The organism is Planococcus sp. VCh962, assembly GCF_057748275.1.
The window spans coordinates 625,815-649,522 of sequence record NZ_JBYLHS010000002.1 but is presented as its reverse complement, the minus strand read 5'-3'; the positions used below and the strand labels follow the sequence as shown (position 1 = coordinate 649,522).

The following is a 23,708-nucleotide window of genomic DNA, read 5'->3' as shown; positions in this document are numbered from 1 at the left end:
TTTTTGTTATAGACAAGCTGGAAAGATGGTTTAATAAAAGATGAAATAAGGAATAGAAAAGTAATTTAATAGAAAAATCTGAAAAATCAAATGTGATGTATTATAATGGATTTCATAAAATGAAAGGGAGGCTGTGAAGATGGAAATGATCAAGGGGTCAAGCATGGTGATCAAGATGACGCGCGCGCTTATTGAAGACGGATGGTCTTTCGTTCAGGATGAATTTGATGTTATCGTGCGGGCGGAAAACAAGCTCACCGGTGAAGCCGTCTCTTTCCCGTCAGTAGGAAATTTAAAAAGATGGCTGTATGAGAAAGCGTTAAGTTATTAAGAAAGCCGTTATAGAAAGCAATGCAGCAGCAAGAGAGCTGGCCTGAATGTCTGGCCGGCTTTATTATTTTGTGGCGAAGTGCATTCCAGCCATGGTGAATTTGGTTAGCTCTAAACGATTTTATTAATTAAACCGTCTCTGGAGGGATTTCCGATGGCGAGAAAAAAATCACGCCAAGGCCTGACGGTTGTTATCACGGGAGCGTCGAGCGGTTTTGGCAAAGGAGTGGCGCAGCAGCTTTCAGCGCAAGAGGCGAATGTGGTGCTGGCCGCCCGCCGGACCGATCTGATTGAAGAATTGGCAGCCGAATGCGGGCCGAATGCCGTAGCGGTGACAACGGATATCAGCAATGAACAAGATATGCTGAAATTAATGGACACAGCCTTGTATAAGTTCGGGACGATTGACGTTTGGTTCAATAATGCAGGACTTGGCATTTTGGGTTCGTTTACGGATACACCCTTAAAGGATTTGAACAGGCTTGTAGACATCAATATGATCGGCACAATGTACGGCAGCCATCTGGCGCTCCGGCAGTTCAAGAAGCAAGGGTATGGCACGCTCATTAACATGTCTTCTTTTGTCAGCAAAGTCCCGCTGCCTTTCGGTGCGGCTTACACCGCCACTAAATTCGGCATCACCGGGATGAGCGCAGGATTATATCAGGAGATGGAGCTCGAAGGAAGCGGCGGCATCCATGTCTGTACGGTGCATCCGTGGGTTACGGATACGCCTTGGGTGGAGCATCTTGCCAATTACAGCGGCCATGAAATCATACTCGGGCCAGTGAACGATCCGGAAACAGTCATTGAAATGATTATCGGGCTGATTGATAGCCCGCAGCCGAATGTGGATGTCGGTTTCAAGTCAAAAACCGCAGTCGCGTCCTATCAATTCATGCCGGAAGTGGTTGAATACTTGAACGGCAGATCATTGCTCGCCATGCTTCGATCGGCGCCGCAAGCGGATAGGACAGCTGGCAGCCTGTATGAACCGAAATGGATTGGTACAGCAGTTTCAGGGAAAATGCGCGAAAGGCTGAAAAGGAAATTGAAGGATGAAGGAAAATGACAATCTGAAGATAAGCCATCGATAAAGGGAGGAATTCAGCATGGCAGATGAACAATCTCGCAGTGGTTTGACGGTGGTCATTACCGGAACTTCCAGCGGCATCGGCAAAGGTGTTGCCAGGCAGCTGGCGAAAGAAGGGGCAAACTTAGTGATTGCCGCCCGGAGAACGGAGTTAATCGAAGAGCTGGCAAAGGAATGCGGTCCGAATGCAGTCGCCGTGACGGCTGATGTCAGCAAAGGAGAGGATGTCTCCAGGCTGTTTGAAACGGCGATGTCGTCATTTGGAAAAATTGATGTGTGGATCAACAATGCCGGCATTGGGACATTCGGTCCATTTACCGGCACGCCGCTCAAGGATATGAACCGCACAATTGAAATCAATTTACTGGGAACTTTCTACGGCAGCCATTTTGCGCTGAATCAATTCAAGAAACAGAAATACGGCACGCTGATCAATGTTTCCTCTTTTGCCAGTAAAGTGCCTCTGGCATTTGGAGCCGCCTACACGGCCAGCAAATACGGGGTATCTGGCCTCACCAACGGGCTGCATCAGGAAATGGCGCTGGAAGATTTTAAGGACATCCATATTTGTTCCGTAGATCCATGGGTCACTGACACGCCGTGGACCGCACATGCCGGCAATTACAGCGGCCATGAGATTGCCATAGGGCCGGCAGATGATCCGCAGCAGGTGGTGGATGCCATCATCAGCCAAATCGACCATCCTCAGCAAACACTGGAAGTAGGGGCAAAAGTAAAAGGAGCAGCTTTTTCGAGCAATATATTGCCAGGGGCAACACGGAAAATGAACAGCGGGCTATTCTATAAAATGCTGCAGGAGGCACCGCCGTCTCCCGCCACTTCCGGCAGCTTACACGAACCGCGCAAAGAAGGGACTGGTGTCTCAGGAGATTTGCGGAAGCGATTCGAAAAGAATCTGTCCGGCGAGAAATAATTGCAGCGTCAGGCAACAGAAGATAAGGAGGGATTTACCATGCCTAAAAAAACGTCCCGTGAAGGGGTGACAGCCGTCATTACAGGAGCTTCCAGCGGCATCGGCAAAGGCGTGGCCAGGCAGCTGGCGGCTGAAGGCGCCAATGTGGTGCTGGCAGCACGCCGTACCGGGTTGATCGAAGCGTTATCCGAAGAGCTGGGACCCCGGGCAATCGCGGTTACAGCCGATGTCAGCAAAGAAGAAGATGTGGCCCGGCTGTTTGAACGGTCACTCGAGTCGTTTGGCAAGATTGACGTGTGGATCAACAATGCCGGCATCGGTGCAATCGGGCAATTTACTGATATTCCCACGCAGGATTTGAAACGCATTATTGACGTCAATGTCAAAGGCACCATCAATGGATGCCATTTTGCGCTGCGTCATTTTAAAGAAACCGGCCAGGGCATTTTGATCAACCTGGGATCGGTCACCAGCGAAATAGCTTTTCCTTATTACACCGGATACAGTGCAACGAAACATGCCGTGGCCGGGCTGAGCGCTGCATTGAATGAAGAAATGAAACTGGAGGGCTTTGAAAACATCCATGTCTGTAACGTCATGCCATGGGCAACGGATACGCCGTGGTTCATCCATACCGGAAATTATACCGGGCACGCCGCTGAAATGAAGCCGATGGACGACCCTCAATTGGTCATTGATGCGATTATCGGCTTGCTCGACAATCCGCAGGAATCGGTGGCGGTCGGGGCTAAATCGAAAGCTTCCGTGTTGTCGAGCCATTTAATGCCTGGAACCACTGAATCCCTGAATGCTAAGTTTGTGCAAAAAGTCATCGAAGATGCACCGCCCATGAAGCCGAATTCCGGTTCTTTATATGAGCCGATGGAAGCGGGTACAGAAGTGGAAGGCGGGATACGCGAACGGATGAAGCGGGAAGAACGTTCCTGAAGCCAGCTGTTTTATGATTCAGGCAAAAGAAGGAGGAAGAAATCAGCTGGCAATCCATGCGGCTGATTTTTTGGATACCATAAATTCTGCAAGTCGGGGGAGTGCCTATGAACCACCGAACCTATCTGGCTTTGGCGATACCGCTCACTCTTTCAACCATGACCACTCCCTTGCTGGGGGCAGTAGATACAGCTGTAGTAGGGCGGCTTGGTGATCCGGCTTTTATTGGCGGAGTGGCGGTAGGCTCCATCATTTTTAATACGATGTACTGGCTGCTGGGATTTTTGCGCGTCAGCACTTCCGGATTTGCAGCACAGGCAAACGGGGCGGAGGATGAATTGCAGGGGACGCTTGCCTTTATCCGTCCTTTTTTGATTGCCGTCTTGGTGGGGCTGGTTTTCGTGCTGCTGCAAAAGCCGATTGAATATGCAGCTCTTGCTTTAGTCAATCCAGCTGCGGACGTGGCTGCGGTGACTGCTGAATATTACCGAATCCGTATTTGGGGAGTGCCTTTTGCATTGGTGAATTATGTCATCCTGGGTTGGCTGATGGGCATGGCCAGAATAAAAGTGGCTGTTATGATCCAGATTATAATGAATTTGATGAATATCGGGCTGGATCTGCTTTTCGTCTATGGTTTTTCCTGGGGCATTTCCGGAGTGGCTTCGGCAACGCTGATTTCTGAAATCACGGCTTTTCTTTTTGGCCTTCTTATTATTTGGAAAGCTTTATCACGGCGCTTTCAATTGCCTTCATTAAGAGCAGTAGCGGATACAGGTTCACTGAAGCGGATGATGCTGGTTAACCAGGATCTGTTTATACGGACTCTTTGTCTACTGGCAGTCTTTAATATATTTACAGCAAAAAGCGCTTTATTCGGCACAGAAATTCTAGCAGCAAACGCCGTGCTGTTTAATATCCATTATCTGATGGCTTATTTTCTGGACGGCTTTTCTAATGCTTCCAGCATAGTGGCAGGCAGAGCATTAGGGGCAAAAAATCAGCAGCTTTATAAACAGACAGTGAAACTGTCAAATCGCTGGTCCATTTTTTGCGTCATTTTCTTAACGGGCGGCTATTACGCTTTCAGCGATTCCGTAATTGGGTTCTTTACAGATATACCGGCTGTCATTGAACTTGCTTCCGGTTATGGACACTGGCTTCTGCTGTTTCCGGTCTCTGCGGCTTCCGGCATTATTCTATATGGTGTATTTACAGGCGTCACGGAAACGGCGCCTATCCGGAATTCCATGCTGTACTCCTTGGCCGTTTACCTTTTGGCCTTATACTTCCTTGTCCCGCTTCACCACAATAATGGACTGTGGATTGCTTTTATTGCCTTCACTTTAAGCAGGTCCTTATTTTTAGTGATTCACATCCCGGCACTTCATCGTAAACTGTACTTAAAGGGCACTTGGGAGTACAAAAATAATTGAAATTTAAAAGGAAAAAGGCTGGAACTTGGGCACAGCCTTTTTTGTTGGATAATTGTTAAACCTTATAATACTTTATATTCAATTTATTTATTTGTATATAGTAAAATTAATACAAATGGTAGCAGTTTTCCAGTTTCATTGCTATTATGAAATTTAGCGGTTCACAGACTAAAGAGGTTAGTTTTGGGTTTATCGAAGGAGTAGATACAAGATGAAGGAAGAAATTTTAAAGCGGAATAATGTCCGCGTGTTCGGCCAAGGGAAACAAATGCTGGTCTTCGGCCACGGGTTTGGCTGCGACCAATATGTCTGGAGTGAAATTGCACCCGCTTTTGAAGACAAATACCGCGTCGTGCTGTTCGATTACGTAGGGTCGGGGAAAAGCGACAAGTCTGCTTATTCGACGGAACGCTATGGAACTTTGCACGGCTATAAACAGGATTTGCTTGATTTATGCGATGCGCTTAACTTGGAAGATATCGTCTTCGTCGGGCATTCAGTCAGCAGCATGATTGGCATGCTGGCATCCATCGAACGTCCGGAAATGATCGACAAGCTCGTCATGATCGGACCTTCCCCTTATTATATGAACGAATCAGACTACTATGGCGGTTTTGAGAAATCCGATATTGATGAATTGCTGGATATGATGGAAGTCAATTATAAAGAATGGGCAAAATACTTGGCGCCTGTAGTGATGCAAAATGAAGATCGTCCGCATTTGACGGAGGAATTCGAACAAATTCTCTGTTCCAACGATCCGGTGATTGCGCGGAAGTTTGCAGAAGTGACATTCACATCGGATGTCCGGCCGGAACTGGCTAAAGTTTCGGTTCCGACACTGATTCTCCAGCCACGCTTTGATGCCATTGCGCCGCCGGAAGTCGGGCAGTACGTCCATGAACATATTAAGGACAGCCAGATGATTGTGATGGAAGCGGCAGGGCATAACCCGCACATCAGCCATGCAGAAGAAACAGTGAAGCTCATACAGGCATATTTGAACAGCTAGAAAGGAGATCTGGGGATGGAAGAGCAACTGAATTTGGCGCCTTTTTGCTACATGGTGATTGAAGAGAATTACCGTATTGTCGAGATGAACAAGGCCATGCAAGAATTGATCGGTACAGAACGGCATATGCCAACACATGTCCATGAGTTGCTGACAATCGCTTCCCGGGTCTATTTCCAAACCTATTTCATGCCTTCCATCATAGTTCACGGGAAAGTCAACGAGATGTTCTTGACAGTGAAAAGTGAATCGGGACCGGTTCCGGTGCTGATGAATACGGCAAAAAGGAATGGGCTTTTCGAATGCGCAATGATTCCGATGACTGAGCGGGGCGAATATGAAAAAGAATTGCTGCTGGCAAAGCGAAATGCAGAAAAAATTAATCAGGAAACGGCTGAAGCTTATGCGAAACTGCAAAGCTTGATGGATGAAGTCGAGCAAAAGCAGCGCGAATTAGAGGAATTGAACGCCAGCCTGCAGCAGATGACGACTACCGATCCATTGACCGGCTTGAAAAACCGCCGCTATTTAGAAGAAGTTCTGTCAGAAATGACAGGGCAGGCAGAGGCTGGAAGGCCACTGTCTCTTCTCGTGATTGATATTGATTTTTTCAAACGGATCAACGATACATATGGCCACCAGATGGGGGATGCAGTGCTGCAGGAATTGTCTTGGAAACTGCTGAATGAAACCGGTGAACAAGGGGTGGTGGCCCGCATGGGTGGAGAGGAATTTGTCATCTTATTGCCGAATGCGGATAAAGACGAGGCTCACAAGTTTGCCGAGCAGCTGCGCCGCCAGATCGAGCATGCCGAATGGCTGCATGTTCCGGTGACTGTAAGCATTGGCGCAGCCGTTTATGAAAGTGGAGATAATGCGGATTCTTTGTTTGCGCGTGCCGATGCCGCGCTCTATACATCCAAAAATTCTGGCCGCAATCGCGTTACCATAACGTAAGTGTTGCTGCGAGTCGCTTTCTATGAAACCTTTTCTGTCTTTTCGATGGAAAGGGTTTTTCTGGTGCCTCCTTCTTTTTAATTCCGCTCAAGTCCGTTAGAATGAAGAGTGACGTAAAATCATCGTTTTTTTGGAAAATGATTTTTTATGTTCAGGAGGTGAAGTCGGAATTGAACATCACTAATCGAAATAATGTACGATGCACCGGGCAAGGTGATAAAGTATTGGTTTTTGCCCACGGCTTTGGCTGTGACCAATACGTATGGGATGATATTGCACCAGCTTTTGAAACGAAGTACCGGGTCGTGCTGTTTGACTATGTAGGATCTGGCAGAAGTGACAAGAAAGCTTATTCAAAAGAACGGTACAGCACGTTGCATGGCTACAAACAGGATCTGATCGAGCTTTGTGATGCATTGAATCTGAAGAATGTCGTCTTTATCGGGCATTCAGTCAGCAGCATGATCGGTGCTTTAGCGGCAATCGACCGGCCGGAATTAATAAAAAATTTAATCATGATTGGACCTTCGGCACATTATTTGAATGAACCCGGCTACCAAGGCGGTTTTGAACGGGCGGATATTGAAGGAATGCTTGAAATGATGGAAACGGATTATAAAGGATGGGCGAATTATTTAGCACCGGTGGTCTTGCAGAACGGAGACCGGCCGGAATTGGCCGAAGAGTTTGAGCGGCTTTTGTGCTCGAATGATCCCGATATTCTGCGCCAGTTTGCTGAAGCGACGTTTCTGTCCGATGTGCGCAACGATCTCCAGAAAGTATCGGTGCCTACATTGATTCTTCAAACACAGAATGATGCAATCGCTCCTGAAGCGGCTGTGGAATATGTGCACAGCCGGATATCCGAAAGCGAGCGGGTGGTCATGAATGCTACCGGCCACAATCCGCACGTCAGCCATGCGGAAGAAACCATTGAGAAGATTTTGTCCTACTTAAGGAAGCCCTTGGCAAGCGACAGCATTTCTGCAAGGGAAAATTTATTGATATAACAGTACCCGAATATACTTTCGGCGGTTATAATAAATTCAGCTAATAAGAAAGTTGTCTATGGAGGTACTGATGGAGAAAGAGATGAGATTACTCGGTGCACGCGTGGTTGAAGATAAACACCTGATTGCAGAGTTAATACAACAAGAAGCTATAAAAGATGCCAGCCAGGAAGAGCTGGAACAATATAAAGATATCCTGGAATCGGTTCTTCACTTTCGAATGGGTTTTATTGGACTTTTGGGGAAATCCATTCAAAATTTCCTGGATCCTGAAACAGTTTTCAATGAAATTTCACAGTGGGGAGATGCGACCGGGAACTATTTTCTAAAGGAAGGCATGTCACTTGCAGATGCATTGGCGGAAACATCGCTTTACCGAAGACATATCGGAAAAGTGATCAAGACCGAAGCCGTGCACGAGAAAATGCCGCTAGAGACCCTTTTTGGAACAATGGAATTTTTCCATTCTTTGCTGGACCATGCAGCACATTCGTACAGTTCAGCTTATATCAATTCTTATCAAAAGAATTTAGCCGATGCACGAAAAGAATTTCTCGAGTTGTCATCGCCGGTTGTGCCGGTGAATGACCAAATTGCAATCCTGCCGATTGTAGGTGCCATTGAAGTGGACCGGGCCCAGCATATTCTGGAGCAATCGCTGCTTGCGGCTGGCCGTTTGAAGGTTTCTACTCTCATTATCGATTTATCAGGCGTAATAAAAGTCGACTCGATGGTGGCGGAACAAATCATTAAGTTGACCGAATCACTGAAGCTTGTCGGCGTACAGGCGGTGTTGACCGGCATCCGGCCGGAAATTGCACAGACCATGATTCAGCTGGGCATCGATGTCAGCCAGCTGGCACTTGGCGGAAGTTTGAAGCAGGCCTTCAAGAGATTGACAGAAGTATAATCAAAGCATATAAAAAACCGCTGAGGCCATAGCTTCAGCGGTTTTGTCTTAATGGGTCAAGAATTTACAGTGCGGCCAGATAGAACCTTACGCAAGGTTAGAGTTTCTTGTTCGTTCAAAGGAATCATCGGCAGACGGACACCGCCAACTTGGACGCCTGAGAGGTTCAAAGCTGTTTTCACCGGCACCGGATTCGGGGCAGCGAACAATGCATTCATGACTGGCAGCAATTTGCGGTGTGCCGCTGCTGCCGCTGCATTGTTGCCGTTGCGGAAGTTCGAAATCATATCCCGCATCTCATTGCCGATGATGTGGGCTGCGACAGAAACAATGCCATTTCCGCCGATTGCGAGAATCGGCAAAGTTAAGCTGTCATCTCCACTATAAAGCGTGAAGGAATCGGGTGTGCGTTCAATAATTTCAGCGGCAGCATCCAGATTGCCGCTCGCTTCTTTGATGGACACGATATTGTCAATTGCCGATAGGCGGACGACTGTATCGACGGTCAAATTGACGACGCTGCGCCCTGGAATATTGTAAAGCATGATTGGCAGGCCGGTAGAGGATGCAATCGCTTCAAAATGCTGGAACATGCCTTCTTGTGAAGGTTTGTTGTAATACGGCGTAACGAGCATAATGCCATCTACTCCGATATCTTCTGCCTGCTTAGTCAAGGCGATGGATGCGCGTGTATTGTTCGATCCCGTTCCAGCGATGACAGGAATGCGGCCCTTCGCGGTTTCCACGACAAATTTAAAAAGTTTCACTTTTTCTTCTGATGATAAAGTCGGTGATTCTCCGGTCGTGCCGGCAACCACTACTCCGTCTGAACCGTTTGCGATCAAATGCTCCACTAAGTTTTTAGTTGCGGGAAAGTCGATTTCTCCATTTGCATCAAACGGAGTAACCATTGCTGTGATAATTTGGCCGAAATTCATAATACCACCCTTTTCTTGGTTTTTTGTCAAAAATCAGAGGTGATGGACCAGTCGCATATTAAAGAGAAACAAAAAAGCAGCAACGAGGGTCTCGTTGCTGCCGTAGAAACAATGTTTATCCACCGTTTCTTTGCGTCAGATAGCCCTCCATATAGTCACCTATATGACAGTCCTGCATTTATTAGATGCAGACCCAGCGGAGTCGACTATGAGTGTCTAACCGCTTCGGCAAATCCCCCTTTCCATAAACGTCATCGGAGCTCATACTCCTCGATTTATATACTGATGGTTTTTGCACCTCTATCCTCACTCCATAAAATCTGAAGCAAGAAAATATTGAATTAGCTTCACCTTACCAAACTCTTTGGCCGATTGCAAGAGCCGTAATTATTATTTTACCGTAAGGAGCAGATGACAATGAATGAACGCCAATACGATGAAATGTTGAATATCCGGACTTCCGAAAACCAGCAAGGCTTCCATGAATCTCTTCACCATAACCGTTATGAGCCGACGCCTTATGCCTTGCTGGAAATCCTTTTTAGCCATTACAGGCTGTCCAAGGAAGACCGGCTGGTCGACTACGGCTGCGGCAAAGGGCGGCTGAACTTTTACGTACACTCTTTATTCGGAGTGGAAACCGTGGGAGTCGAGATGGACGAAACCTTTTATAGGGAAGCACTCGATAACCGGACGGCTTACGGGAAAAAGCGGAAAAAAGCGAAAGGAAAAATTGAGTTTTGCTGCTGCCTTGCGCAAGATTATAAAGTGGATGCGAAAGACAACCGGTTCTATTTTTTTAATCCTTTTTCGGTTCAGATCTTTATGGCAGCCGTCAACAATATTTTGAAATCTGTAGAGCAGGTACAGCGTCCGGTAGATGTGATCCTATTTTTCCCATCGGAAGATTATATTGATTATTTGGAGCACCAGACTCTTTTTGAACTGTTTGAAGAGATCCCGTTGCCGGGAGCAGGCCGCAATTTTCGGGAACGCTTTTTAATCTACCGCCTCCAATAAGTTGGATTAGAGATCCAGTGGATTGGGGTATAGGCTTAAAAAGTGCAATTCGTGAGGAGCGATTTTTATGAAATGGAAAGGCAGGCAGGGCAGCAGAAACGTCGAGGACCGGCGCGGTTCGTCAGGCGGCAAGATGGTAGCGGGAGGCGGAATCGGGGGATTGCTCATCGTCCTGCTGGTGGCATTTCTTGGCGGGGATCCGGGAGTCCTTTTGAACGAACTCGGTACCGGCGCAGGCACGCAGTCAAGCGAACCTTATGTCGAAACCGAGCAGGAGCAGGAACTCGCTGATTTTGTCTCGGTTGTGCTGGCGGATACCGAAGCCGTATGGTCGGAAGTTTTTGCCGAGCAGGGCTTGGAATATGTTGAGCCGACGCTCGTGCTTTTTAATGGCAGCGTCGAGTCTGCCTGCGGTACAGCGGGAGCGGCAGTCGGGCCGTTTTATTGTCCAGGCGACCAGAAACTGTACATTGACTTAAGTTTTTACAATGAACTGCAGCAGCAATTCCAGGCACCGGGCGACTTTGCAATGGCATATGTCATTGCGCATGAAGTCGGGCACCATGTGCAGAACTTGCTTGGCGTCATGGAGCAGGTGCAGCCGCTCCGCAGCCAATTAAGCGAAGAAGACTATAATAAGCTGCAGGTAAGGCTGGAATTACAGGCTGATTACTATGCAGGCGTCTGGGCGCATCATGCTCAAGGCATGGACCTTTTGGAAGAAGGGGATCTGGAAGAAGCCTTGACGGCGGCAAGTGCGGTCGGGGATGACACCATCCAGAAACGGGCACGCGGTTATGCAGTGCCGGAAAGTTTTACGCACGGCACATCTGAACAGCGCAAGCGCTGGTTCTATAAAGGCTTCGATACGGGAACTATCCAAGGCGGCGATACGTTCAATGCAAAAAATCTTTGACACTTTTTCGCTGAAAAAAAACCGTGAAACGAAGAGTGTTGCATTGATATTTTCGGCATTGTGATTCATTATTGAAATAGACAGTCTTTTCGTGTAAATACGGAAAGAAATTAAGTTCAATGAAGGAAGAAAATTTATGCATGAAGATAATATTACACGCATACAACTCGACGGACGCGAATTGATTTTGATCGGCACGGCGCACGTTTCCCGCCAAAGTGCAGAACAGGTCAAACAAGTCATTGAAGCGGAACGGCCGGACTCAGTGTGCATTGAACTTGATGCGCAGCGGTACCAGTCGGTTACCGATAACAGCAAGTGGAAGGAAACCGATATTTTCAAAGTCATCAAAGAAAAGAAATCAAGTCTCCTGCTGATGAACCTGGCGATTTCATCTTTCCAGAACCGCATCGCTGATCAGTTCGGCATCAAGCCGGGGCAGGAAATGATTCAGGGGATTGAATCTGCCAAGGAAACCGGTGCTGAACTGGTACTGGCGGACCGCAATATCCAAGTGACGTTTTCACGGATTTGGAGCAATATCGGTTTTATGGGAAAAGCCCAGTTATTAACCTCTGTCATCTTCAGCATTTTCAGCAAAGAAACAATTTCTGAAGAAGATCTTGAAAAGATGAAATCGCAGGATACACTGAATGCAGTGCTCAATGATTTCACCCAGTCATTCCCGAAATTGAAAAAGCCGCTGATCGATGAACGCGATCAGTATTTGGCACAGAAAATCAAAGACGCACCTGGCAATAAAGTGGTGGCTGTTCTGGGAGCCGCCCATGTGCCGGGCATTACAAAAGAAATCCATAACGAGCATGACTTAAAAGCATTGGCTGAAGTGCCGCCGAAATCGAAATGGCCGAAAATTCTTGGCTGGGCATTGCCGATTCTATTGATTGCTTTATTGGCGATTACGTTCTATAACAATCCGCAAGCCGGCATTGACGGCACCATCAGCTGGATTTTATGGACTGCTTCACTGGGGGCAATCGGTGCGGCGCTGGCATTCGGCCATCCGCTAGCCATTTTGACAGCATTTGTTGGAGGGCCGGTTGGCGCTTTGCATCCGCTTCTTGCGGCGGGCTGGTTCTCGGGTCTTATGCAGGCTTATATCCGGCGCCCGAATGTCGGTGACTTTGAGACTTTGTCAAAAGACGTATTTACCGTCAAAGGCTTCTGGGACAATAAAGTCACCCGGGTCCTGTTGGTCGTCGTGTTGACGAATCTTGGGACCGCGGCCGGCAATATTATTGGCAGCGCGGATGTTATCCGCTTGTTTTTAAAAAATTTATAAGAAAACCGCTAAACCGAACGGCTCTCAGCCGTTCGGTTTTTTTCTTTTTGAAGGGCGTTGAATAAGGAGTGGAAAGGGTATAGAAAAGTAAATAATTAGAGAAACTTCACTCAGCGGGAAAGTTTTTCAGCCCTTTGAGTGCAGGAGCTGGAAAAAATAAGGTTGGGGAGGAACAACGGATGAGTCTCTTTTTAATGGGGATTCTGCTCTGGGCTCTGGTCATTGCCTCGGTCGTCTTGTTTATCTTCGGATTATGGAAAAGTTCATGGAAAGCGTTAATGTGGAGCGGAATTGCCATCCTGCTGCCGACAATCCTGATCTTTATGGGGGACGACGGCATCTGGTTCCGGCTCAGTATTTTAGTGCCGATTTTGATCTTTGCAGCGGCGTATTACATGAAGCACAAAACAACGCATCAGCCTTTGTAGAAAATGGACCGGAGAAATCCGGTCCGTCTTTTTGCGGCTTATAAGACTTGCAGACAAAACGTTTACTATAGTTGGTGCTACTGAAAAGCCGGGCATTTTAAAGTGGCAAAGACTGTCGGCTGGTTGGATGAGTTTTTACATTCTTTCTGCGGAGGTGAGGGGCGGTGAGGAATGCACAGCAATCGGTAATGGATAAGGAATTCCGAAAAGGGCCATTCCTGGCTGTTTTAATGGCTGGTGTTTTTGTGGCGATATTAAATCAAACCTTGCTTGCCACTGCTTTGCCACATATCATGCGGGATTTGGATATTAATGCGAACGTCGCCCAGTGGCTGACAACGGTTTTCATGTTAGTGAACGGGGTAATGATCCCCATTACGGCATTTTTGATCGGCAAATTTTCAACACGCCGCTTGTTTTTGGCCGCCATCGGCTTGTTTGCTGCAGGTACGATTATATGTGCATTTGCTCCAGGTTTTCCGCTTCTGATGGTTGGCCGCATTATCCAGGCATCCGGTGCCGGCATCATGATGCCGTTGACACAAACCATCCTCTTTATTATTTACCCGGTTGAAAAGCGCGGGCAGGCGATGGGTTTGTTTGGGTTAGTGATTTCCTTTGCGCCTGCGCTCGGTCCGACTTTATCGGGCTGGATTGTGGAGCAATACCCATGGCGCGCTCTTTTTTATATTGTCATCCCGATAGCAGTTATTGACTTTGTTCTTGGGTATTTCCTGTTGCGAAATGTGACAAAGCAGACTTTCCCGACGCTCGACATCCCGTCCATTATTCTCTCGACATTCGGCTTTGGCGGCATCCTTTATGGCTTTTCAAGTGCCGGCAATGCCGGTTGGGGAAGCTGGCCGGTCATTTTGTCGATTGGCGTCGGAGTTATTTCGCTGTTTTTCTTTATCCAGCGCCAATTCCAATTGGAGAAGCCGCTGCTTGAATTCAGAGTGTTTTCCTATGGCATTTTTACCCTTTCGACGATATTGAGCATTATTGTCTTTGTTTCCATGATCGGCAGTGCGACCATCTTGCCAATTTATATGCAGAACATGCATGGCTTTACAGCTTTTGAATCGGGCTTGATGCTGCTTCCGGGAGCAATTGTCATGGGTGCTATGAACCCGGTCTCTGGAAAAATATTCGATGCTGTTGGCGGAAAATGGCTGGCTGTCGTGGGATTGGTGATTGTTACCATTTCAACTTTCCAGTTCGCCGTGTTGACGACCACTACTTCTTTTACTTATTTAACCGTCATGCATGCCATCCGGATGCTAGGGGTCTCATTGGTCATGATGCCCGTCATAACGGCGGGGCTCAATCAATTGCCGGAACGTCTCATTCCGCATGGTACAGCCATGAGCAATACGATGCGCCAAGTAACCGGATCGATTGGCACAGCATTGCTGGTCACCATCATGACGGGAACAGCACTCGATCCGCAACAATACGGTGCCGAGGGACTTGTGCGGGGCGTCAATATTTCTTTTGCAGTAGTGGGAGTTTTAAGCGCTATTGGTGTGATAATGGCTTTTTTTCTTAAGAAAGCAGAACCGTCTAAGGAAAAGGTCCAAGAAGATTCCCATCTTTAATCTGTTAGAATTTTCATTGCATTATAACAATATTTTAGATAATAATTTGTCACACGATAGCCATTTACTTCTTTTTATAGATTTGGTAAGATGTCTGACGACAGTAAAAAAATAAATTAACTGCCGGGCTGAAATGTAAGCGTTTCAAGCTGAAAAAACTAATGAGGTGAAGTTGTGAATTTATTGTGGGGCATCTTTGGTGTATTCGTTGTTTTGGGAATCGCCTTTCTATTATCAAATGGCAAAAAGTCCATCAAGCCAAGGACTATTCTCGGCGGTTTAGCTATCCAAGTTACATTTGCATTTATCGTTCTTGAATGGGAAGCGGGAAGAGCCGGTCTTTTATGGTTCTCAGGTCTCGTACAGAACGTCATTGACTATGCTGGTGAAGGGATCTCTTTCGTATTTGGCCCAGCTGCTGATGTCGGAGGATTCGGTTTTGTATTCGCGTTTCAGGTATTGACGATTATCATTTTCTTCTCGTCTTTGATTTCGGTCCTTTACTATTTGGGCATCATGCAAGTTGTCATCAAAATATTAGGAGGCTTGTTGTCAAAGCTTCTTGGAACCAGTAAAGCAGAGTCGATTTCAGCTGCAGCGAATATTTTCGTTGGCCAGACGGAAGCGCCGCTTGTCATCCGTCCGTTTATCGCGGGAATGACTAGATCCGAGTTGTTTGCTGTAATGACAGGGGGTCTGGCATCAGTAGCCGGTTCAACTTTAGCTGGTTATGCACTTCTAGGAGTGCCTCTTGAATATTTATTGGCGGCAAGTTTCATGGCTGCACCAGCCGGTTTGATCATGGCTAAAATCATGATTCCGGAAACAGAGGATGTTACAGAAAGAGAAGATGTGGTTATGGAAAAAGATAACACATCAGTCAACGTTGTTGACGCTGCAGCACGTGGTGCGGCTGACGGTTTGCAATTGGCCTTGAATGTCGGCGCCATGCTTTTGGCATTCATCGCTTTGATCGCATTATTGAACGGTATGCTGGGTGGAATCGGTTCTTGGTTTGGCACTGAAGGTTTGACGATTCAAGCTATTCTTGGTGTCATCTTCGCACCGCTTGCCTGGGCGATTGGTGTGCCTTGGGCGGAAGCGGTACAAGCTGGTAGCTTTATCGGACAAAAATTGGTGCTCAATGAATTTGTTGCGTACACTTCTTTTGCCCCCCAAATTGCAGACTTATCACCTAAAACTGTAATTGTAGTCAGCTTTGCGCTTTGTGGTTTTGCTAACTTGAGCTCATTGGCTATTTTGCTTGGCGGACTTGGTGCATTGGCACCGAGCCGACGTCCTGATATCGCGCGTTTAGGTATCCGTGCGGTTGCAGCAGGGATGCTCGCTTCACTGCTAAGTGCGGCTATTGCCGGAATGTTTATGTAAGCAAATAATGACTTGAAAGAAATCCTTCGTCTGCGGGCGAGGGGTTTCTTTTTCAGTTTCCGGTGTTTTTCGTTTACGAAAAGCACCTTTTTCCATTCTTGGGTTTGTTTTTGAGCGGGAAAGGGCAGAAATGAAGGCATTTCGCAGGCGAAATGCGATGGAGTGCTGTGGCGGATTGGTTTATTTGCGCTTAGAATTTTTTGTTTGCGTTCGTGGAGTTTTATTTGCGCTTAAAAAATTTTATTTGCGTTCAGAGTGGTTTTATTTGCGTTCAACAAAATCCGACAAAAAAAGCTTTTAGCCAAAGACAAAAAGCTTACTCAATTTCCTTTAATTTATATGAACGCATTTTCAATTCTCCTATTGCCTCCAAGTCGAGCTTACTGAGGAGACGTGAAGCCACAAAAGGTGATTCAATCCCGCAGAAGCGCCTGAACTCTTGATTGGTCAGTTCGCTGCTCACAAGCGTGAAGTATTCCTGCACCGCAAGAAAATGCGCTGTGCTGTCGCGTTCTCCGCAATGCCGGCATTGCCAGCTCCGCTTAACCCGCTGCATGCCATACGACCGGCATACACGGCATTGCACGCCGGTCCGTAAATCTTTAGGTTCAATGAAATACTTATTGCATAAAGCGGTTTGTATAAAAGGGGTTTGATTAGTTAGAAGCGTTTTATTGATTTTCGAAAGTTTATGGCTTGAAGTTTGCGGGGGAGCAGCGCTCCAAATCTTCAGAAGGATTTCGGGCATCTGATAGGTTTTGCAAATTGGAGCGCCTGGTGGTTTGGAGCTGAACTCACATTTTTTTGCGGTGAACACGATCAAGCCGCGAATCGGCAAGCTGATTTTTCGAAGTTTGAACCAGGCCGTCAAAAAGCGGATGTGTTTATCAAGCTGGACACGGGGATCTTCCATCACGGTCTTCGCACCGTTTTCATCAAACCGGTAAAACTCGCCGGTTTTTTCATCAAAATGAATGTTGCCGCTGATGTTTTTCGATTCGAGGATGATGGCGCAGCGCTCAGTCAGCAGAAGCCCGTCCATCTGAGCCGGCCAATTGCCCATTTTGAGATGGACATCCCATAACATACTGTACGGTTCATCCAAGTGGAACTCCTTAAACCGTGACATTAAGCGCTTTTCACCTCTTTGTCCGGAAGCGGTCCGGTGCCATTCGCTTTGGATAAACTTCAATCCGGGATGGCTTAAAGGAAGCCGGCCAATCAGCCGCTCCAAACCTTCTGTTTTCGTCAGCATACAGATTGCCCTTTTGTCCATATAACACCTCTTTCATCTGGAATAAATGCAGTATAACACGCTTTGCAAACAACGGAAGCATTCATATAAATGAAGCAGAAAAGGATCGATTTGCTGCTTTTTGCCAGTGGATAGCGAAAGGTCTGAACAGAATATCTGTATTCTCCTTAATGAAGCTCTTTCCCTTGACAGCACACGCTTTATAGCTTAAACTCCTATTTTGGCTCACCTATTTATTATGGGAAGAGCGGGTTGGGAGAGGGCTAATTTAATAGAAGGTTTTATATATGTCTAATTGGATGGACCGCTTTTTTGGTCTTCAAACGAATGGGACTTCGGTGAAACGGGAAATGTCGGCGGGTGTGATCGGCTTTTTTACGGTCGTTTACATCATCGCTGTCAATTCGCTGATTTTGTCGGAATCGGGCATGCCGCTTGAAGCGGCGATTGTAGCAACGATTGCAGCTGCGGTGTTTGGCTGTCTCGTCATGGGCTTTTGGGGCAATGCGCCGATTTTGCTTGTGCCAGGCATGGGCATCAACGCTTTGTTTTCGTACACAATGGTCCAGTCGATGGGCTTGTCGTGGCAGGAAGCACTGGCTGTGGTCTTTGTCTCCGGGCTCATTTTCGTTGTGATCGCTTTTACACGTCTGGCGAAACTGCTGAATGCAGCAGTGCCGTATTCATTGAAAGAAGCGATCATGGTGGGTCTCGGGTTATTCCTGATGCTGATCGGCCTTGAAAAAGGCGGCATTGTCGAGCGCGGGACTTCTTCGATTCTGGCACTTGGTTCACTAGGTGAACCGCATGTGCTGGCGACAGTCCTGACTTTCATTGTGGCAATTGTGCTGTTTATCCGCAATGTGCCAGGGAACTTCCTGTTTACGATTGTAGCCGGAACGGTCATTGCTTCGTTTTTCGGCTTGATCGATGTGAACGCGGTGGGCGAGTCGTCAATCAGTGCTTCTGAAGCATTTGCGGTATTTGGCGCGCTGTCGTTCGATAGCCTTTTGACGATGGGCTTCTGGATTGCCGTATTCTCTTTGACGATGGTGATCGTTTTTGAGAACATCGGGACTGTCCAGGGGCAGGTGTCGTTTGTGAAAAGCCCTGAAAAATTCGGGCGTGCATTCCAGGCGACTTCTGTATCATCAATGGCATCCGGCATCTTTGGCACAAGCCCGACTGTAGCAAGCGCTGAAAGTACGGCAGCCATGGCGGCTGGCGGACGGACTGGCTTGACAGCTGTAACGACCGGTTTGTTGTTCATGGTTTCCGTGTTTTTCATTCCTGTCATCAAACTGATTCCGGACAGTGCCATCGCCCCGATCTTAATCATTGTCGGCGGCTTGATGGTGCAGAACATCCGTAATCTGGATATGAAAGACATGAGCGAAAGCTTCCCGGCGCTATTGATTATCGCGTTGATTCCATTTACGTACAGCATTGCTGACGGCATCGCCATCGGTTTTATCCTGTACCCGATTTTGAAAATCGCGATTGGAAAATGGCGCGAAGTGTCGGTGGCTCTTTATGTCATCGCCGGTTTGTTCCTGATGAATTTCGTTTTTCACGTTATCGGATAATCTTTAGTTGAAAACGCATTTGCTCCGGCAAATGCGTTTTTTTATTGGACACGGCAGATTTCCTACAAGCAGCTTGGCGATGGTATAATAAAGAGAAATGCTGCGGAAACGCAGAGGCATTAAACTTTTTAAGTGCTGATTAATCTAAAAAGGATTTTAAGGCCAGTTGATTTCCCGATTATTAAAGTGGGATTTTGATCAATTAGAATGAGATAGATTTAAAAAGATCGGAAAGGAGTTGGAAATTCACATGAAATACACAAAATCAAAAATGGAGCAGCTAGTAAGTGAGCATCCGGAATTGAAGAAGCGCATGAAAACGCTGATGAAGGATATGGAACTGGAAAAGAACTTTGCATTGAAAGCTCTTTACCATTCTGAAGTCACTGACAACGGACCGTACCAGAAAGATTACCAGGACTTGGATCTGCAGTAAGCTGCAGGTCTTTTTTTTATGTCGTTTCACCTGACAACCAATGGAATAAAGAAATTCCTCGCAGAATAAAGTCGCTCTTTATTAATAAAAATTATAAAAAAATTATATAAAAGGTTTAAGAAGATTTTTGAAGGTTATATTATAATTATACAAAAGCTATGCGAAGTAATTGGCAATGCGTGAAGGTTAAAAGCTGCAGCGTTTTTATCGATGGAGGCTTGAACAGGTTGCTTGCCGGTTTATTCCAATGAGAGTTGGCTGGAGCTCTTTTTAGCGGCATGAGCTACAGCATTGCACGGATCGGTTATATTTTAATTGGCTTAACTGGCATCCATCATTCACAATCATCAGCAATCAAGACAGGTGTACCGTTTAAAAGCAGTCGTCAGGCAGTGGGGCTTCCTCCCGCTGCTTTTTTGTGCAATCCGGCTTCTGCGGCCTGCAGAGAATTTTGCATCAAGGGGAAACTTTCAGGCCGTAAAAGCAGGTTCATATATAAAATCCCTTTAAGCTCTGCTTAAAGGGATTTCTTTTTGTTCATTCAGCCATTGCTGCCAAGATTCATAGGAATCGCCAAGATACCATGCCTGGTCTTGGTGAAGCTGTTTTTCGATTCCCTGGCCGCCAATGAGGAAGCGGAGGCCAGGATTCTTTTGTGACAATTGTTCAATATAGTGGTCCGCCGCCTGCCGCAGCTTGGAATCCGAAATCGACATGCAGACGATTTCAGTTTGTTGCTGGCTTGCCGCTTCTGCCAAGCCATCCAGCGGAGTATCCTGTCCGAAATACATGACTGGAAATCCATTTTCCCGGAGGAAAAGAGTAAATAGCAGCAGCCCTAATTGATGATGTTCGCCGCTCGGGCACAAAGCCATGACTTTTGGCAATTCTGCTGAAGTCGGAAACACGCGGAAAAAATGGGCAAAGCGCTGGTGGACAATATGGCTGATCATATGCTCATGCGCCACCGTCAGCGAGCCGTTTTTCCATTCGTCGCCAATGCGGATCATCAGCGGTACGATAATCGAGAAAAAAACGGTCCGGTAATGGAATAAAGAAAAATTCAAGTCGAGCAGGTAATTGAACCGTTCGGTATCCATTTCAGAAGCGGCCAGGTAAAGCTCTTGGATTTGCTTGCTGAACGGTTCGGCCTCAACAGAATTTTCCGGAACCACGACTTTTTCCGCAGGTTTTCTTTTTGAGGCATGCAGCTGTTTAACAGCTTCGCTGATTTTGACGCCTCTATCTTGTACTTGTATTTTAAGCCATTTTAAATCTTCCAGGTTTTGGTCTGAATACAGGCGATGCCCGGATTCGGTACGCGCAGGGGTAATGGCATTATACCGGGTTTCCCAGGAACGGATGGTCACTTTTGGCATATCTAAAAGTTTGGCAGCTGCTTTAATATTATACATAGCATTACCTCCGTCTCTTTGGTTTAATTGTATAATAATTATACAACTTTTTAGAGCATTCAGTAAAGCCGGAACCTCTTTTTTGGGAGGTTCAAGAAAAGCATAAAAAAACTGGAACCTATCAACAGGTTCCAGTTTTTCTTTATTAGACAGCGGCAGGTGCTTTGGTGGAGCGTGAACGCTGCCAGCTGACTGTAATGAACATTGTAATCATCAGCATAACGAGCCCGAGAATGAACGGATAGGAGATGTTGATGTCGTAAAGTGCGCCTGCTAAAAGTGGACCGATCACATTTCCGATGCTCATATAAGCATTGTTCATTCCCATGGCAAAACCGACTTCTCCATCAGCCATTTTCGAAATCAGCGTATTGAGCACCGGGCGTAAAATGGATGTGGCCATAAAGATGATCAGTGACACGGTAAAGAACATCGCGTAGCTGCCTGCGAACAGCGACAGCAGGAAGCCGGCCGCTGCGACGCCGATAAAGGCGATCAAAACGGCAACTTCGCCGTAGCGCCGGACAATGCGGTCCACGATAAACAATTGAACGATCACACTGACTACGCCAGTAGCGGTAATCATAAAGGCGATGTCTTTAGCGGTGGACTGGAACTGGTTGTCGAGATAAAGGCCGACCACTGATTCATACGCCAGCAAGCCAAAGCTCATGACTAATGTGATGATCAGTGGAATAAAGTACGGCATCGTCACCGAGCGGCCGATTTTTTTGAACATCGATTCTTCGTCGGCCAGTGTAGCCGCTAAAGCCGGATCTGCTTCGGCTGCATCGTTTTCCTTCAATAGCACGATGGAGAACACCACAGCGACAAGAGAAACAAGCGCGGAGACAAGAAATGGCAGCTTCATGCTAAAATCTGCCAAGAATCCGCCGATTCCGGGACCGACAACGATGCCGAGTGACATCGCTGCAGAAACCAGACTGTTTCCTTTTGCCCGCTGGTCATAGGTGGTGATGTCTGCGATGTAAGCGAAGATGGCGGGAACCAGCATAGCGGCCCCGATTCCGCCGATCACCCGTGACAAGTACAAGATCCAAATAGAATCAGATACATAGAACACGAACATCGACAGTGTCAGGCCGGCAAGCCCATAGATGATCATTTTCCGGCGGCCATACTGGTCTGCCCATTTTCCGGCAATCGGCGAAAACAGGAATTGCGCCGCTGCGAATATGGCGATCATCAACCCTGCCGCCATGCCGCCTTGATTGATCGATTCAAGGTAGGAAGGAAGGATCGGGATGATGATGCCGAAGCTTCCAATGGCAATAAACATATTGATCATTAAAATGTAGATTTTCTTTCTCTGGTCCGCAGACATGGGCGATACCCTCTTTTCATCTATATACTGGTACGGAGTTTTTTGCTCAGCTTACCTATACTATTTGAGCAGCCAGTTTTTGTCAATATACTAGAACTGGCTTTGGGAAATTTATTTCGGAAAGTGAAATTTCTCTTTTAAAAAACTGAACCTCCTATACAAGAGGTTCAGCTTCAGGTTCTTCGTGGCGCATAAGCGCGACGGTTTTGGCAGCACGGGAACTGCGCCATGCCATTGCAATCGACAATGTCACAATCAATAAGCCGAGTCCGAGGATGAACGGGTAGTTGATGTTGACATCGAACAGCAAACCGGCCGATAACGGCCCAAGCACATTGCCAAGGCTCATATAGGAAGTGTTCATACCCATCGCAAAGCCGACTTCGCCTTGCGCCATTTTGGAAATCAGGATATTGAGCACCGGCCGTAAAATTGCCATTGCCAGGAAAATGACGAGTGATACGCCGAAGAACGCAGCGTAGCTTCCGGCAACAAGCGATAGCAGGAATCCGGCAGTTGCTAGGCCCAGGAATGAGATCAAAACAGGCACTTCACCGAATCGGCGCACCAGGCGGTCTACGACAAACACTTGGACAATCACGCTGACAAGCCCGGTAGCAGTAATCATCATGGCGATGTCTTTGGATGTTGAGCCATATTCATTCGTTAAATACATGCCGATGACCGATTCATAAGCGACCAGCCCGAAACTCATGACAAAGGTGATGATCAATGGAATAAAGTACGGCATTTTGACGGAACGGCCGATTTGCTGGAGCATCGACTCGTCTTTTGCGAATTCCTCTGCCTGCTTCGTGCTGGCGGCAGTCGGTTTTATTTCTTTCAATAATACAAGGGAAAACAAGACAGCGGTGAACGTGACAATCGCCGAGACAAGGAATGGCAATTTCAAATCGACGTCAGCTAGGAAGCCGCCGATTCCTGGTCCGATGACCAGCCCGAGTGACATCGAAGCAGTGACGAGGCCGGTGCCTTTCGCACGTTGCGAAGCCGTCGTGATGCCTGCTACATAAGTGAAGATGCCTGGGACCAGGAAAGCATCGCCGATTCCGCCGACAATGCGTGAAGCATAAAGGATCCAGATGGAATCGGTCGCATAAAACATCAGCATGGAGATCGTAAGCAGCGACAGCCCCAGGATAATGACTTTACGCGGGCCATAAACATCTGCCCATTTCCCGCCAAGCGGGGAAAACAGCAGCTGTGCACCGGCAAAGATGGCAATCATCAAACCGGCAGCAGTCCCGCCTTGGTTGATCGATACGAGATAAGCCGGGAGGATCGGGACGATAATTCCAAAACTTGCGATGGCAATAAACATATTCACCATCAAAATGGTGATTTTTTTTCGTTGTTCAGAAGACATTACAGGAAAGCCTCATTTCTATAAAGTGAATTTCATTCCGCAAAAGCAAGGTGTCAGAAACA

The 23,708-nt window shown here is 47.1% G+C and carries 22 protein-coding genes and 1 riboswitch; of the genes, 17 read left to right on the top strand and 5 right to left on the bottom strand.

The features are described 5' to 3' along the window. Positions 1-139: 139 nt before the first annotated feature. The 9 genes from AC3AQ9_RS10545 to AC3AQ9_RS10505 all read left to right on the top strand — a co-directional run bounded on the left by AC3AQ9_RS10545 (position 140) and on the right by AC3AQ9_RS10505 (position 8,630). Complete coding sequence (locus AC3AQ9_RS10545; RefSeq protein ID WP_488307427.1) at positions 140-331, top strand: hypothetical protein; 192 nt, start codon at positions 140-142, stop codon at positions 329-331. A 153-nt stretch (positions 332-484) separates the two neighbouring features. Beyond that, on the top strand, positions 485-1,402 hold the full coding sequence (locus AC3AQ9_RS10540; RefSeq protein ID WP_488307426.1) for an SDR family NAD(P)-dependent oxidoreductase: 918 nt from the start codon (positions 485-487) through the stop codon (positions 1,400-1,402). A gap of 40 nt (positions 1,403-1,442) precedes the next feature. After that, positions 1,443-2,357 carry an SDR family NAD(P)-dependent oxidoreductase gene (locus tag AC3AQ9_RS10535; RefSeq protein WP_488307425.1) on the top strand — a complete coding sequence of 305 codons (915 nt, stop codon included), beginning with the start codon at positions 1,443-1,445 and terminating at the stop codon, positions 2,355-2,357. Positions 2,358-2,396: 39 nt separating this feature from the next. Beyond that, positions 2,397-3,305 (top strand): SDR family NAD(P)-dependent oxidoreductase, encoded by a 909-nt coding sequence (locus AC3AQ9_RS10530; protein WP_488307424.1) that lies wholly within the window; start codon positions 2,397-2,399, stop codon positions 3,303-3,305. Positions 3,306-3,412: 107 nt separating this feature from the next. After that, positions 3,413-4,741, top strand: a complete 1,329-nt coding sequence (locus AC3AQ9_RS10525) for an MATE family efflux transporter (RefSeq protein WP_488307423.1) — start codon at positions 3,413-3,415, stop codon at positions 4,739-4,741. Between the two features lie 211 nt (positions 4,742-4,952). Next, entirely contained in the window at positions 4,953-5,753 is an 801-nt protein-coding gene (locus tag AC3AQ9_RS10520; RefSeq protein ID WP_488307422.1) for an alpha/beta fold hydrolase, read from the top strand. Between the two features lie 15 nt (positions 5,754-5,768). Then, a complete protein-coding gene (locus tag AC3AQ9_RS10515; protein WP_488307421.1) occupies positions 5,769-6,710 on the top strand; it encodes a GGDEF domain-containing protein in 942 nt (313 codons plus the stop codon). 137 nt (positions 6,711-6,847) lie between these two features. Further along, a complete protein-coding gene (locus AC3AQ9_RS10510) occupies positions 6,848-7,720 on the top strand; it encodes an alpha/beta fold hydrolase (RefSeq protein WP_488307580.1) in 873 nt (290 codons plus the stop codon). A 70-nt stretch (positions 7,721-7,790) separates the two neighbouring features. Continuing rightward, a complete protein-coding gene (locus tag AC3AQ9_RS10505) occupies positions 7,791-8,630 on the top strand; it encodes an STAS domain-containing protein (RefSeq protein WP_488307420.1) in 840 nt (279 codons plus the stop codon). 56 nt (positions 8,631-8,686) lie between these two features. On the opposite strand, the gene dapA is transcribed toward AC3AQ9_RS10505, so the two are convergent. Then, positions 8,687-9,568, bottom strand: coding sequence for a 4-hydroxy-tetrahydrodipicolinate synthase (gene dapA / locus AC3AQ9_RS10500; RefSeq protein WP_488307419.1), 882 nt, complete (start codon positions 9,566-9,568; stop codon positions 8,687-8,689). A 132-nt stretch (positions 9,569-9,700) separates the two neighbouring features. Further along, a riboswitch (Lysine riboswitch) is annotated at positions 9,701-9,879 on the bottom strand. 106 nt (positions 9,880-9,985) lie between these two features. Here dapA and AC3AQ9_RS10495 point away from each other — a divergent pair. From AC3AQ9_RS10495 to AC3AQ9_RS10470, 6 genes are all read left to right on the top strand, one after another. Then, positions 9,986-10,588: a class I SAM-dependent methyltransferase gene (locus AC3AQ9_RS10495; protein WP_488307418.1), complete on the top strand. Its 603-nt coding sequence runs from the start codon at positions 9,986-9,988 to the stop codon at positions 10,586-10,588. 67 nt (positions 10,589-10,655) lie between these two features. Next, positions 10,656-11,504 (top strand): KPN_02809 family neutral zinc metallopeptidase, encoded by an 849-nt coding sequence (gene ypfJ / locus AC3AQ9_RS10490; RefSeq protein WP_488307417.1) that lies wholly within the window; start codon positions 10,656-10,658, stop codon positions 11,502-11,504. Between the two features lie 136 nt (positions 11,505-11,640). Further along, positions 11,641-12,807: a TraB/GumN family protein gene (locus AC3AQ9_RS10485; RefSeq protein ID WP_488307416.1), complete on the top strand. Its 1,167-nt coding sequence runs from the start codon at positions 11,641-11,643 to the stop codon at positions 12,805-12,807. Between the two features lie 179 nt (positions 12,808-12,986). Next, the gene (locus AC3AQ9_RS10480) at positions 12,987-13,235 is read left to right on the top strand and encodes a hypothetical protein (RefSeq protein WP_488307415.1); all 249 of its coding nucleotides are present in this window, start codon (positions 12,987-12,989) and stop codon (positions 13,233-13,235) included. A 188-nt stretch (positions 13,236-13,423) separates the two neighbouring features. Next, a complete protein-coding gene (locus tag AC3AQ9_RS10475; protein ID WP_488307579.1) occupies positions 13,424-14,833 on the top strand; it encodes an MDR family MFS transporter in 1,410 nt (469 codons plus the stop codon). Between the two features lie 174 nt (positions 14,834-15,007). Further along, positions 15,008-16,222, top strand: coding sequence for a NupC/NupG family nucleoside CNT transporter (locus tag AC3AQ9_RS10470; RefSeq protein WP_488307414.1), 1,215 nt, complete (start codon positions 15,008-15,010; stop codon positions 16,220-16,222). A gap of 316 nt (positions 16,223-16,538) precedes the next feature. Here AC3AQ9_RS10470 and AC3AQ9_RS10465 read toward each other — a convergent pair whose 3' ends face one another. Beyond that, on the bottom strand, positions 16,539-17,498 hold the full coding sequence (locus AC3AQ9_RS10465) for a nuclease-related domain-containing protein (protein WP_488307413.1): 960 nt from the start codon (positions 17,496-17,498) through the stop codon (positions 16,539-16,541). A gap of 266 nt (positions 17,499-17,764) precedes the next feature. On the opposite strand from AC3AQ9_RS10465, the gene AC3AQ9_RS10460 reads away from it, so the two are divergent. Both AC3AQ9_RS10460 and AC3AQ9_RS10455 read left to right on the top strand, forming a co-directional pair. Continuing rightward, the gene (locus AC3AQ9_RS10460) at positions 17,765-19,063 is read left to right on the top strand and encodes an NCS2 family permease (protein ID WP_488307412.1); all 1,299 of its coding nucleotides are present in this window, start codon (positions 17,765-17,767) and stop codon (positions 19,061-19,063) included. Between the two features lie 250 nt (positions 19,064-19,313). Next, on the top strand, positions 19,314-19,499 hold the full coding sequence (locus tag AC3AQ9_RS10455; RefSeq protein ID WP_300990459.1) for a hypothetical protein: 186 nt from the start codon (positions 19,314-19,316) through the stop codon (positions 19,497-19,499). Between the two features lie 506 nt (positions 19,500-20,005). On the opposite strand, the gene AC3AQ9_RS10450 is transcribed toward AC3AQ9_RS10455, so the two are convergent. The 3 genes from AC3AQ9_RS10450 to AC3AQ9_RS10440 form a co-directional block, all read right to left on the bottom strand. Continuing rightward, positions 20,006-20,914 (bottom strand): MerR family transcriptional regulator, encoded by a 909-nt coding sequence (locus tag AC3AQ9_RS10450; RefSeq protein WP_488307411.1) that lies wholly within the window; start codon positions 20,912-20,914, stop codon positions 20,006-20,008. Between the two features lie 145 nt (positions 20,915-21,059). Continuing rightward, positions 21,060-22,259: an MFS transporter gene (locus AC3AQ9_RS10445; protein ID WP_488307410.1), complete on the bottom strand. Its 1,200-nt coding sequence runs from the start codon at positions 22,257-22,259 to the stop codon at positions 21,060-21,062. Between the two features lie 154 nt (positions 22,260-22,413). Further along, positions 22,414-23,646 (bottom strand): MFS transporter, encoded by a 1,233-nt coding sequence (locus tag AC3AQ9_RS10440; RefSeq protein WP_488307409.1) that lies wholly within the window; start codon positions 23,644-23,646, stop codon positions 22,414-22,416. Positions 23,647-23,708: the final 62 nt, after the last annotated feature.

Excerpts from the sequence above, each read along its gene's own strand:
- AC3AQ9_RS10545 (WP_488307427.1), top strand. The coding sequence starts at position 140 with ATGGAAATGATCAAGGGGTCAAGCATGGTGATCAAGATGACGCGCGCG.
- AC3AQ9_RS10540 (WP_488307426.1), top strand. The coding sequence starts at position 485 with ATGGCGAGAAAAAAATCACGCCAAGGCCTGACGGTTGTTATCACGGGA.
- AC3AQ9_RS10535 (WP_488307425.1), top strand. The coding sequence starts at position 1,443 with ATGGCAGATGAACAATCTCGCAGTGGTTTGACGGTGGTCATTACCGGA.
- AC3AQ9_RS10530 (WP_488307424.1), top strand. The coding sequence starts at position 2,397 with ATGCCTAAAAAAACGTCCCGTGAAGGGGTGACAGCCGTCATTACAGGA.
- AC3AQ9_RS10525 (WP_488307423.1), top strand. The coding sequence starts at position 3,413 with ATGAACCACCGAACCTATCTGGCTTTGGCGATACCGCTCACTCTTTCA.
- AC3AQ9_RS10520 (WP_488307422.1), top strand. The coding sequence starts at position 4,953 with ATGAAGGAAGAAATTTTAAAGCGGAATAATGTCCGCGTGTTCGGCCAA.
- AC3AQ9_RS10515 (WP_488307421.1), top strand. The coding sequence starts at position 5,769 with ATGGAAGAGCAACTGAATTTGGCGCCTTTTTGCTACATGGTGATTGAA.
- AC3AQ9_RS10510 (WP_488307580.1), top strand. The coding sequence starts at position 6,848 with ATGATTTTTTATGTTCAGGAGGTGAAGTCGGAATTGAACATCACTAAT.
- AC3AQ9_RS10505 (WP_488307420.1), top strand. The coding sequence starts at position 7,791 with ATGGAGAAAGAGATGAGATTACTCGGTGCACGCGTGGTTGAAGATAAA.
- dapA (WP_488307419.1), bottom strand. The coding sequence starts at position 9,568 with ATGAATTTCGGCCAAATTATCACAGCAATGGTTACTCCGTTTGATGCA.
- AC3AQ9_RS10495 (WP_488307418.1), top strand. The coding sequence starts at position 9,986 with ATGAATGAACGCCAATACGATGAAATGTTGAATATCCGGACTTCCGAA.
- ypfJ (WP_488307417.1), top strand. The coding sequence starts at position 10,656 with ATGAAATGGAAAGGCAGGCAGGGCAGCAGAAACGTCGAGGACCGGCGC.
- AC3AQ9_RS10485 (WP_488307416.1), top strand. The coding sequence starts at position 11,641 with ATGCATGAAGATAATATTACACGCATACAACTCGACGGACGCGAATTG.
- AC3AQ9_RS10480 (WP_488307415.1), top strand. The coding sequence starts at position 12,987 with ATGAGTCTCTTTTTAATGGGGATTCTGCTCTGGGCTCTGGTCATTGCC.
- AC3AQ9_RS10475 (WP_488307579.1), top strand. The coding sequence starts at position 13,424 with ATGGATAAGGAATTCCGAAAAGGGCCATTCCTGGCTGTTTTAATGGCT.
- AC3AQ9_RS10465 (WP_488307413.1), bottom strand. The coding sequence starts at position 17,498 with ATGGACAAAAGGGCAATCTGTATGCTGACGAAAACAGAAGGTTTGGAG.
- AC3AQ9_RS10460 (WP_488307412.1), top strand. The coding sequence starts at position 17,765 with ATGTCTAATTGGATGGACCGCTTTTTTGGTCTTCAAACGAATGGGACT.
- AC3AQ9_RS10455 (WP_300990459.1), top strand. The coding sequence starts at position 19,314 with ATGAAATACACAAAATCAAAAATGGAGCAGCTAGTAAGTGAGCATCCG.
- AC3AQ9_RS10450 (WP_488307411.1), bottom strand. The coding sequence starts at position 20,914 with ATGTATAATATTAAAGCAGCTGCCAAACTTTTAGATATGCCAAAAGTG.
- AC3AQ9_RS10445 (WP_488307410.1), bottom strand. The coding sequence starts at position 22,259 with ATGTCTGCGGACCAGAGAAAGAAAATCTACATTTTAATGATCAATATG.
- AC3AQ9_RS10440 (WP_488307409.1), bottom strand. The coding sequence starts at position 23,646 with ATGTCTTCTGAACAACGAAAAAAAATCACCATTTTGATGGTGAATATG.